Raw genomic sequence first — 258 nt, 5'->3', positions numbered from 1 at the left:
AGAAGAGCCCACGGTCGAATTCATTCATCAATTAGCACGAGATGGCTTATCCAAAGTGGGTCACCATGGGCCAATGACTTCAATGGGTGTTCCAAGATATCTATTACCTCACTGGGATGATATTCAAGTGATGGTTGCTCAAATGGCGACCAAACCTCTGTTGGAACATGTGCCAGTCGGTACTGAGCTTATTATTGGGCCAAAAGCGAAAAAGCCGCTTAAATTGAACATCTCTTTATTTGTGTCTGATATGAGTTT

The 258-nt window shown here is 43.0% G+C and carries 1 pseudogene; it reads left to right on the top strand.

The features are described 5' to 3' along the window. A pseudogene (locus AB4486_RS25945) lies at positions 1-258 on the top strand (glutamate synthase); the annotation flags it as partial.

It is taken from the genome of Vibrio sp. 10N.222.55.C6 (genome assembly GCF_041473395.1).
Lineage (GTDB): Bacteria > Pseudomonadota > Gammaproteobacteria > Enterobacterales > Vibrionaceae > Vibrio > Vibrio crassostreae_C.
Note: the sequence above shows the minus strand (reverse complement) of the source record. Positions and strands in the feature narration are given on the sequence as shown.